Source organism: Actinomycetospora sp. (assembly GCF_055612215.1).
The window spans coordinates 1-9,452 of the sequence record NZ_JBVPVA010000934.1; the positions used below are offsets into that span (position 1 = coordinate 1).

The 9,452-nt window shown below is 74.9% G+C and carries 11 protein-coding genes; 4 read left to right on the forward strand and 7 right to left on the reverse strand.

The window, feature by feature from the left end; genetic code table 11:
• A partial coding sequence (locus AC0CYZ_RS25465) for an SDR family NAD(P)-dependent oxidoreductase (RefSeq protein WP_472220536.1) occupies positions 1 to 287 on the reverse strand: 287 nt, incomplete at its 3' end.
• A 63-nt stretch (positions 288 to 350) separates the two neighbouring features.
• Between AC0CYZ_RS25465 and AC0CYZ_RS25470 the strand changes: the two genes are divergently transcribed.
• Positions 351 to 908, forward strand: a complete 558-nt coding sequence (locus AC0CYZ_RS25470; protein WP_472220538.1) for a MarR family winged helix-turn-helix transcriptional regulator — start codon at positions 351 to 353, stop codon at positions 906 to 908.
• 8 nt (positions 909 to 916) lie between these two features.
• Here the strand turns inward: AC0CYZ_RS25470 and AC0CYZ_RS25475 are convergent, their stop codons facing one another.
• The 5 genes from AC0CYZ_RS25475 to gdhA form a co-directional block, all read right to left on the reverse strand.
• Positions 917 to 1,615: a LuxR C-terminal-related transcriptional regulator gene (locus AC0CYZ_RS25475; RefSeq protein WP_472220540.1), complete on the reverse strand. Its 699-nt coding sequence runs from the start codon at positions 1,613 to 1,615 to the stop codon at positions 917 to 919.
• Complete coding sequence (locus AC0CYZ_RS25480) at positions 1,612 to 3,144, reverse strand: sensor histidine kinase (protein WP_472220556.1); 1,533 nt, start codon at positions 3,142 to 3,144, stop codon at positions 1,612 to 1,614. The genes AC0CYZ_RS25475 and AC0CYZ_RS25480 overlap by 4 nt, the downstream gene beginning before the upstream one ends.
• 199 nt (positions 3,145 to 3,343) lie before the next feature.
• Positions 3,344 to 4,123, reverse strand: a complete 780-nt coding sequence (locus tag AC0CYZ_RS25485; RefSeq protein ID WP_472220542.1) for a cytochrome c oxidase assembly protein — start codon at positions 4,121 to 4,123, stop codon at positions 3,344 to 3,346.
• A gap of 65 nt (positions 4,124 to 4,188) precedes the next feature.
• Positions 4,189 to 4,683, reverse strand: a complete 495-nt coding sequence (locus AC0CYZ_RS25490; RefSeq protein ID WP_472220544.1) for a DUF2243 domain-containing protein — start codon at positions 4,681 to 4,683, stop codon at positions 4,189 to 4,191.
• A gap of 42 nt (positions 4,684 to 4,725) precedes the next feature.
• Positions 4,726 to 6,099: an NADP-specific glutamate dehydrogenase gene (gene gdhA, locus AC0CYZ_RS25495; RefSeq protein WP_472220546.1), complete on the reverse strand. Its 1,374-nt coding sequence runs from the start codon at positions 6,097 to 6,099 to the stop codon at positions 4,726 to 4,728.
• A gap of 108 nt (positions 6,100 to 6,207) precedes the next feature.
• Between gdhA and AC0CYZ_RS25500 the strand changes: the two genes are divergently transcribed.
• The 3 genes from AC0CYZ_RS25500 to mscL all read left to right on the forward strand — a co-directional run bounded on the left by AC0CYZ_RS25500 (position 6,208) and on the right by mscL (position 8,737).
• The gene (locus AC0CYZ_RS25500; RefSeq protein ID WP_472220548.1) at positions 6,208 to 7,602 is read left to right on the forward strand and encodes a M20/M25/M40 family metallo-hydrolase; all 1,395 of its coding nucleotides are present in this window, start codon (positions 6,208 to 6,210) and stop codon (positions 7,600 to 7,602) included.
• Between the two features lie 113 nt (positions 7,603 to 7,715).
• Positions 7,716 to 7,949 carry a hypothetical protein gene (locus AC0CYZ_RS25505; protein ID WP_472220550.1) on the forward strand — a complete coding sequence of 78 codons (234 nt, stop codon included), beginning with the start codon at positions 7,716 to 7,718 and terminating at the stop codon, positions 7,947 to 7,949.
• A 245-nt stretch (positions 7,950 to 8,194) separates the two neighbouring features.
• The gene (gene mscL, locus AC0CYZ_RS25510; RefSeq protein WP_472220552.1) at positions 8,195 to 8,737 is read left to right on the forward strand and encodes a large conductance mechanosensitive channel protein MscL; all 543 of its coding nucleotides are present in this window, start codon (positions 8,195 to 8,197) and stop codon (positions 8,735 to 8,737) included.
• Between the two features lie 224 nt (positions 8,738 to 8,961).
• On the opposite strand, the gene AC0CYZ_RS25515 is transcribed toward mscL, so the two are convergent.
• The coding region (locus AC0CYZ_RS25515; protein WP_472220554.1) for a hypothetical protein at positions 8,962 to 9,452 on the reverse strand (491 nt) is incomplete at its 5' end.

A 9,452-nucleotide genomic window follows, 5' to 3' on the forward strand; every position in this document is an offset into this window, starting at 1 on the left:
GAGAGCTCCTCCAGCGCGCCGCGGCTGCCGTAGCCGGCGTTGTTCACGACGACGTCGATGCGCCCGAACTCCGCCACCGCGACGTCGACGGCCGCGCGCACCGCGACCGGATCGGTGACGTCGAGCGCGACCGCCCGGACCCGGTCGGGCGCCGACGCCACGAGGTCCGCGAGGCCGTCGGTGCGGCGCGCGGTCGCGACGACCCGGTCCCCCGCCTCCAGCGCCGCCCGTGTGATCTCCCGCCCGAACCCGCTGCTCGTGCCGGTGATGAACCAGACCCGGTCCATGGTGTCTCCATCCGTCTTGGTACCCAAGACACATTACCTTGGATGCCAAGGTACCGTCGAGCCGTGAGCTCCCCGGACGCCCCGCGCCCCGACTCCGTCGCCGCCGAGCTCGCGAGCTGGATGACCCACCTGCCGGGCGCCCGCCCCGAGGTGGAGGGTGCGCGGCAGCGCATCCGCCGCCTCGCGCGGCTGTTCGACGAGGTCCTCGCCGACGCCGCCGCGGACCACGACCTCACGGTCGGCGACTGGGAGGCCCTCTCGGTGCTCGCCCGCCGCGAGCCGCCCCACGAGGGACTGCCGGGCGACATCGCCCGCACCCTCGGGCTCACGTCGGGGACGATGAGCCTGCGCATCGACCGGCTCTCGCGCGCCGGGCTCGTCGAACCCGGCCCCCGCGGCGACGGCGACGGCCGCAGCCGGCCGATCCGTCTCACCGCGGCGGGCCGGCAGCGCTGGCGGGCCGCGACCGACGAACGCATCCGCGTGGAGGACGGCCTCGTCGCCGGGGCCCTGGACGCCGCGCAGCTCGACGCCCTCAACGCCCTGCTCGCCCCGCTGCTCGTCCGCTTCGAGGACGAGCTCGGGCACGCGCCGGCCCGGGGCCCGGTGCGGCGGCGCTGAGCCAGGGCTCAGGGGCGGAGCGGGTCGGGCTGCTGGCGCAGCAGGGCCACCGCCTCGAGCTGCGAGGTGACCTCGAGCTTGGTGAGGATCGAGCGGATCTGGGTGCGGACGGTCGGCATGCTCACGACGAGCCGCTCGGCGATCGGCGCCGCGCGGAGCCCCTCGGCCAGCAGCTCGAGGACCTCCCGCTCACGGCGGCTGAGCCGCGCCAGCCGCCGGGAGAGCTCACGTTCGCGGGCGAGGAAGCGACGGTGGCGGTCGACCCACCCGCGGTGCTCGACCTCGCTCATGACCGGCTCGCCCCGGGCCGCCGTGATGATCGTGCGCAGCAGCACCTCGAACGAGCTCGACTTGGGCACCGAGCCGATCGCGCCCTCGGCGATCGCTGCGGCCGTCCCCGGCTCGTCGACGCTGCCGCTGACCACGAGCACCGACCAGTTCCGCGCCCGGAGCCGCCCGACGAAGTCCGCCCCGTGACGGTAGGTCCCGCCGGCGTCGCGGCCGAGGTCGAGATCGAGCACGACGAGCCCGGTCGCGCCGGGTGGCCCGTCCAGCAACCTGCCCAGGTCACCGACCGGCACCGTGGCCGCCTCCAGCCCCTGCCCGCGCAGGGCCATCGTCAGCGCCGTGCTGAACAGTTCGTGGTCGTCGATCACGACGACCGGGAAGTGGCTGCCTCGGCACGGCCGCCCGCCGGCACCCGTCACGGGGTCACGGGGCTCGTGTCGCGCCCGCGCTGCGGACGCGGGCGCTGCGGACCGGCCCACTCTCCCGCCGGGAGGCCGAGCACCACGACGCAGCCGGGCGAGCGCGCATCGGCGGGGAGTATCTCGATGGTGGCGCCCTCGGCGGCGAGCAGCGTGCGGCACACGTGCAGGCCGAGGCCCAGCCCGCCCGCGCCCTCGTCGCGGGTCCCCGGCTCGAGCACGGCCCGTTCCCGTCCCGGCTGGACGCCCGGCCCGAAGTCGCGGACGCGGATCTCGACGCGATCCCCCCGCCGCGCCGCGGCGATCCGCACCGGACTGCCCGGCGCGTGCCGCTCGGCGTTGGCCAGCAGGTTCGTCACGACCTGCGCGAGCGTGCTCGCCGACCCGCGAGCGCCCAGGCACGGCTCCACGTCGGCCCGCACGTCCATCCCGACGCTGCGGCGCAGCATCACCAGCCCGTCGAGGGCGGGGGCCACCGCGTAGGTGTCGCCGACGACGGCCCCGTCCGCGCCGCCGGGCTCGGCGAGCATGCCGTCGAGCCGGCGCAGTTCGCCCGCGACGACCCGGCACAGCGCCCCGGTGTCCGCCCCTCCGCCTAGGACCGCGGTCGCCCCGGCCAGGCCCGCGAGCCCGTTGCGGAGGTCGTGGTCGCGCTCCGCGGCCCGGGCCAGCCGCAGCTCCGCGCGCCGCAGTTCCTTCGTACGGAGGGCCTGCTCCACGCTCAGCCGCAGCAGCGCCCGCCCCACGATGCGGACGCCACCGCCGAGCACGACGACGACGGCCAGCAGCCGGAACGCGGACAACGACACGGTCCCGGCTCCCGACGTGGGCCCGAGGAACCACACCGCCTGCGCGGCACCCACCATCGCGAACCCTGCACCGACGACCGCGAGGCCCGGCACACGGGTGAAGCTCGCCCGGGCGACCACGACCAGCCCGCCGACGACCCAGGCCAGCGCGCACGCCAGCCACCACGTCGGCGACCCCGCCACCGCCGCCGCGGACGCCGGAGCGGCCGCCACCCAGAGCACCGCTGCGGCCACCAGGAGGGGCACGCCTCCCAGCAGGCTCCAGAGCAGGCGGTCGGTCGAGCGCGGCGGAGGCGGCGCCAGGACGAGCAGACACAGCACGATCGCCACGGCGTGCACGACGACGCTCCCCGCCGCCGAGATCAGCTGGTGGTCCCCGTGGAGACCACGGACCGTCGAGATCGGGATCGCCAGCAGGCTGTACCAGCCGATGGTCACCCCGGCCCACATGGTGCGCGGGGAGCCCGTCAGCCGGGCAGCGAAGACCATCATCAGCGCCGCGGCGCTGCCCGCCGAGACGGCCAGGCCGGCCATCAGGAGCCCGGCCGCGGACGTGGGATCCGCGTCGGCCCCGCCGGCCAACGCCAGGGCCAGACCCGTGACCACGGCCCCCACGACGCCGAGCACCGCCAGGAGGCTCAGGACGACCCGTCCGTTGGCCCGCGTCCACCGCGCCGCCGTGCGGCCCCGGTCGATCCGTGCCGCCCGCGCGACCACCACATCGATCAAGGACCGGTCAGCGCGCCCTCGGTCGATCGTCCGTGTCATGTGAAACACCCCCCTGGGCCCACGGCCGGTCGTTCCCCCCGACTCCTCCGAGCGGGGTCCAGGGCCGGCGAGAATAGCTCGAACGTAGCAGCGGACGGTGAGATCCACCCCATTCGCGGGACACGATCGGGTTTCTGATCGGCCGATGGAATTACGGTGCGTGAATCGGTTGGCGTGAGGCGTGATCGAATTCAGAGCGGGCCCTCGAACGGGTCGTCGCGCGACGTTGCGCCCGCCCCTCTCGGGCGTACCAGGCGGTCATCACGGCGACGACCGTCGCGAGCTCGACCAGGTCACCGCCGGAGAACATCACCTGCGCCCCGAGCTGTACCTGCGCCGGCGTCCCGGCCGCGGCGGGCAGATCGTGGGCGTACATCGATTTGGCGAGGATTCCGTGCGCGGCGCCCGCGAGCAGCAGCATGGTCAACGCGCCCGGCAGTGCCGGACGGTGCGGCAACGGATCCCGGCCGGCGACGACCGTGCTGAACAACCAGCCTGCCGAGAACATGTGGACGTGAACGATGGCGTACAGCCATTCGCTCTCGTGCGCGAGTCCGAACAGCGGTGTCAGATAGAAGACGTACATTCCACCGACGTCGAGCAACAGCACCAACGGCGCCCACGTGAGCACTCGGGCGGCGCGGCTCCGCACCACCGCGAGCACCCGCCGCCGGACGGGTACCGGGGCGGTCCGCAGCACGAGCGTGACCGGCGCGGCCAGGGCCAGCAGCAGCGGCGCCAGCATCGCCAGGAGCAGGTGGCCCACGACGTGCACCACGAACACGTCCGCGTGGGTGCTCAGCGGGGGCAGCAGCGCAGCCGCGAGGGCGACGAGCCCGCCCGTCGCGGCGAGCGAGCGAGCCACCGGCCACCGGTCGCCCCGCCGGACCAGCCGCCGCACGCCGAGCAGGTAGGCGACCGCGAGGGCCACGAGCGGCACGGCCGGCCACCACGACCAGGGCGACGCCCCGGCGGGCGCCATCCCGGGCATCCCCGTCACGAGCTCGCCCGGCGCTCCGCGGTCGAGCGGGCCGGGCCGAACAGCAGCCCGAGTCCGATCAGGACGCCGAGCGCCCCGCTGAGGTCCCAGGCCAGGTCGTAGGGCAGGAGGTCGACGCCGTAGCGGATCTGGTGCAGCCCCAGGACCTTGTGCTGGAAGAGCCCGTCGTAGACCTGGAACGCGCCCCAGCCGATCAGGCCGCCGGCCCACACCCGGCGCGGCACCGTGGCCCGGCGCCGCTGGAGGTCGGCGAACCAGAAGAGCCCGACCACGATCGCCAGCCACCCCCCGGCGTGGAAGACGCCGTCGGAGACGAGCCCGACGTCGGAGGTGGAGCCGTCGTAGAAGTGGTGCCAGTGCAGCAGCTGGTGGAAGACGGTCTCGTCGAGGAACGCGGCCACGCCGACCCCGAGGAGCACGCCCGCGCCGATCGACCGCCCCGGCATCGCCGGGCGGGTCGCCGGCTCGGCGCCGACCTCGGTGGTGGACATGGCGGATGCTTCCCGCGGGTCGCGACGACCGAAACGCGGGCCCTAGACGACCCCCAGACGCTCGACGGCCTCCGCGACCCGACGGAACGCGGCCGCGTTGGCCCCGTGCTCGTAGTCCGCGGGGTCGTCGAAGTAGCGCTCACCGGCGTCACGCGCCCGGTCGTGGACCTCGGCCATGATCGTGCCCAGCCGGTCGTCCACCTCCTCGGCGCTCCACTGCTCCCGGCCGGCGGCCTGCTGCATCTCGAGCGCGGAGACCGCGACCCCGCCGGCGTTGGCGGCCTTGCCCGGGCCGAACCCGACCTTGCCCTCGCGCAGGATCGTCCGCGCGGCGGGCGTCACCGGCCCGTTCGCGCCCTCGACCACGGCCCAGCACCCGTTCTCCACCAAGCGGCGGGCCTCCTCCGGGCCGATCTCGTTTTGCGTCGCGCAGGGCAGGGCGACGTCGCACTCCTGGGTGAAGACCGAGCCCGACGACGTCGAGGCGTCCGCGCGTCCCTCGGCGTAGTCCGCGACCGAGCCCCCGCCGTCCTTGGTCTCGCGCAGCGCCTCCACGTCCACGCCGCCCGGCTCCGCGACCGAGCCCCGGGAGTCCGAGCACCCCACGACCGTCGCCCCGGCCGCGACCAGCTTGTCCATGGCGTGCAGCGCGACGTTCCCGCTGCCGGACACCACGACGCGGGCCCCGTCGAGGTCGCGCCCCTGCTCGGCCAGCATCCGCGCCAGGAAGTAGACGACGCCGTAGCCGGTCGCCTCGGGTCGCAGGGCCGAGCCCCCGAGCGCGGCGGGCTTGCCGGTCAGCGCGCCAGGGTCGTCGTGGCCGACCAGGCGCCGGTACTGGCCGAGCATCCAGCCCACCTCGCGGGGACCCACGCCCATGTCCCCGGCGGGGACGTCGGTCCAGGAGCCGACGTGGGCGGCCAGCTCGGTGGCGTACGACTGGCAGAAGCGCATCACCTCGCCCGGCGAGGCGTCCTTCGCCGCGAAGTCCGCGCCGCCCTTGCCCCCGCCGAGGTCCTGACCGGTCAGCGCGTTCTTGAAGACCTGCTCGAAGCCCAGGAACTTCACGACGTCGAGGGTCAGCCCGGGGACGAACCGCAGACCCCCCTTGTACGGGCCGAGCGCCGAGCTGAACTGCACCCGGAACCCGCGGTTCACCCGGGCCCGTCCCGCGTCGTCGACCCACGGCACGCGGAAGACGACCTGGCGCTCCGGCTCGCACAGCCGGCCCAGGACCTCGGCGAGCTCGGGGTGCTCGGCCAGCACGGGCCCGATGCTGCCGAGCACCTCGCGCACCGCGCCGCGGAACTGGGGCTGGTCGGGATCGCGGCGCAGGACGTCGCGCCACACCTCCCGGAGGGTCGCGGCCACCTCGTCGGTGGGCCGTCGATGCCCCTCGTCGCGCGCGGGTGCCATCGGTCCTCCCGAAACGTCGTCGTTCCGTGCGAGTACGAGCCGGCTGGTACCCACGGGCACCCACCGACACGCCCGGATCGACGGGGCGCTCCCTCTAGGGTCGCCGTCATGGCTGCCCCGGCGATGCCCCCGCCCGACGACCTGCGGCGCGCCGTCGACGCGGTCCTCCCCGACGCCCGACGGGACCTCGAGGCCCTGGTCCGCATCCCGAGCATCTGGGCCGACCCGGCGCACGCCGAGGACACCCGCCGCAGCGCCGACGCCGTCGCGACCCTGGCGCGCGAGGCCGGCGCGGCCGACGTGTCGATCCTCGCCGCGGCGGGCGGCGCGCCCGCCGTCGTCGCCCACTGGCCGGCGCAGAGCGACGATCCCGCCCGCCCGGCGCCCACCGTCATGCTCTACGCCCACCACGACGTGCAGCCGACCGGCGGCGACGACCTCTGGACCACCCCACCGTTCGAGCCCCACGAGCGCGACGGGCGCCTGCACGGTCGCGGCGCCGCCGACGACAAGGCCGGCGTCATGACCCACCTCGCGACGCTGCGCGCGTTCGGCGGCCGGCCGCCCGTCGGGGTGACGCTGTTCGTCGAGGGCGAGGAGGAGTCCGGGTCCCCGACGCTGCCCGCGTTGCTGGCCGAGCACCGCGACGCCCTGGCCGCCGACGTCATCGTCATCGCCGACGCCGCCAACCCCGCCGTCGACGTCCCCGCCCTGACCACGAGCCTGCGGGGACTGACGAACGTCGTCGTCGAGGTCTCGATGCTCGAGCGCGCGGTGCACTCCGGGATGCTCGGCGGCCCGGCCGGGGACGCGCTGACCGCGCTGTGCCGGCTGCTGGCGACGCTGCACGACGACAAGGGCGAGGTCGCCGTCGCGGGGCTCGTCGCGGGGTCGGCCTCGAACTCCGACACGGCGCCCGACGTCGAGGAGGAGACGTTCCGCGGCGACGCCGGCCTGCTCGACGACGTCGAGCTCATCGGGACCGGCACGATCACCGAGCGGCTGACCCGGAAGCCGGCGATCGCCGTGCTGGGGATCGACGCTCCCGCCGTCGACGGCTCGGCGAACGTCCTGCTCCCCCGCGCCCGCGCGATGATCAGCGTCCGGCTCGCGCCCGGCGACGTCACCGCCGACGCCTTCGCCGCGCTGCGCGAGCACCTGACGCACCACGTGCCCTGGGGTGCGCACCTGGAGGTCACGCTGGCGGCGTCGGGCGAGCCCTTCGCGCTGGAGCCGACCGGGTCGGTCTACGACCTCGCGCGTGCGGCGCTGTCCGCGGCGTTCGAGCACACGGCGATCGAGGTCGGCATGGGCGGCACCGTCCCCTTCATCGCGGAGTTCGCCCGCACCTTCCCGGGGGCGACGGTGCTCGTCACCGGCGTGGGCGACCCGGCGAGCCGCTGGCACGGCGTCGACGAGAGCCTCCACCTGGGGATGTTCGCGCGGTGCGTGCTCGCCGAGACCATGCTGCTGCGCTCGTTGGCCGAACACGGTCAGTCCTGAACCGATCACTACCCGCGGTTGTGTTGTGCGGAACAAGATCGCTGTACTGAATGGTAGGGGTCCACACTGCCCGGGAACGACGACGCAACGACGCGCGACGAGACGGAGACCTCATGACGATGGTCGGCAGCCCCTGGGACGTCGAGACCGGGACCGATTGGTACGCCGACGCCGAGCAGCCCCAGCGTCCGGAGTGGTACGACCAGCTCGTGGAGCTGCACGTCCTCAGCGCCCACGGCGACGACCACGCCGCGCGGGACATGGCGAGCTGGTCCGCGCAGGACCCGCAGGTCGCCCTCTTCTCGACCCAGCTCCACGCCGCGCACCAGTCGTTCTCCGACTCCTGAGCGGCGGGCACCGGGCTCGTGCCCGGTGCCCCACGAGGCGGTCGCTCCTCCTGCCCTCACGGGGCGGTGAGCGGCGCGTGTCGTGAGGTGTCCGTGGTGGCGGCTCGCGCCGCCCCGACCCGGTGACACCACCCACCGCACCGGCGGTCCTGCCCGCCGTCGACCCCCTGTCGCGCTTCGTGCCGCCGAGCCGCTCTTCCTACGGTGCCCGGCAGACCTCCGCTCCCCAGCACCGAGGACTGTCGATGTTCAAGGGCTTCAAGGACTTCCTGCTCCGCGGCAACGTGATCGACCTGTCGGTCGCGGTCGTGATCGGTGCGGCGTTCACCGACGTCGTCACCGCGTTCACCAACTCCTTCCTCAAGCCGCTGATCCAGCTGCTCTCCCCCGGCGTCGGTGAGTTCGCCGGCACCGTGCGCGTCGACGGCGTCGTGTTCGACTACGCGACCGTCATCAACCAGACGATCACGTTCGTCATCACGGCCGCCGTCGTCTACTTCCTGGTCGTCGCCCCGATGAAGGCGCTCCAGACGCGGCGGCTCCGCGGCGAGGAGTCCGGCCCCGCCCAGCCCACCGACGTCGAGCTCCTGGCGCAGATCCGGGACCTGCTCGAGGACCAGGCCTCGGTGCGCGCCGTCCCCGACCCCGGCGTCACCAGACCGGTCCTCGCGCCACCCCACCGGCCGGTCCCGGCCGCGCCGGGACACCGAGCCGGATCCGCGCCGGCCGCTCCTCCGCAGTACGCCGAGGCCGCGGCCGGTCCGCCCCGGCACCAGCGCGTGGGCTGAGCGCGAGGTCGCTCCGGGAACGACGCCGGGTGAGCCGGGGTCGGCACCAGGGCGTTGACCGTGCCCGCCGCCCCGGGAACACAGCCAGGTGCGCCGTGCTCGGCGCTAGGCAGGTGATCATGCCGAGGGCACCGCCGGAACCCGGTGCCCTCGGCATGATCAACCGCCTAGTGCCGTCGACGTGGGAACCCCGACGGACCGCGCCGACCCGACGCACCCGCTCTCTAGGCCGGATCGCCCAGCAGGGCGCGGGCCGCGTCGTCGATCTCCACGACGTTCGTCGCCCGCGACCACCGGATGCCCAGGTGCACGTACCGCCCGAGCAGCACGTCGGTGCGCAGCGCCCGCAGCGGCAGCAGGACCCGGCGGCCCTCCCCGTCGGTGAGCGCCAGCGCGGGCACGCCCCAGCGGGTGCGGGCGAGGTGGACGGCGACGAGGTCGTAGAGGTCGACCCACGCGAACTCGTCCGCGGCCCAGTCGGCGCCCGCCGCGACGTAGCGGGCGGTCGCCACCCAGGCGATCGCGCCGACGACCACGACGGTGCCGGTGCCGTAGACGGCGGTGTCCAGCGGGTGCGCGGCGAGCAGGTCGACCCCGACGAGCGCCACCACCAGCACGGCCACGACGACGAGCCCGATCCCGAAGGCCGCCAGACCCCGGACGTCGACCCCCGACCGGCCCCCGACCAGCGGACTCGGGTCACGGTCGCGCGGGT

Bases quoted from the DNA above. Each gene is read 5' to 3' on its own strand.
- AC0CYZ_RS25490 (WP_472220544.1), bottom strand. From the start codon at position 4,683: ATGTCCACCACCGAGGTCGGCGCCGAGCCGGCGACCCGCCCGGCGATG.
- gdhA (WP_472220546.1), bottom strand. From the start codon at position 6,099: ATGGCACCCGCGCGCGACGAGGGGCATCGACGGCCCACCGACGAGGTG.
- AC0CYZ_RS25500 (WP_472220548.1), top strand. From the start codon at position 6,208: ATGGCTGCCCCGGCGATGCCCCCGCCCGACGACCTGCGGCGCGCCGTC.
- AC0CYZ_RS25505 (WP_472220550.1), top strand. From the start codon at position 7,716: ATGACGATGGTCGGCAGCCCCTGGGACGTCGAGACCGGGACCGATTGG.
- mscL (WP_472220552.1), top strand. From the start codon at position 8,195: ATGTTCAAGGGCTTCAAGGACTTCCTGCTCCGCGGCAACGTGATCGAC.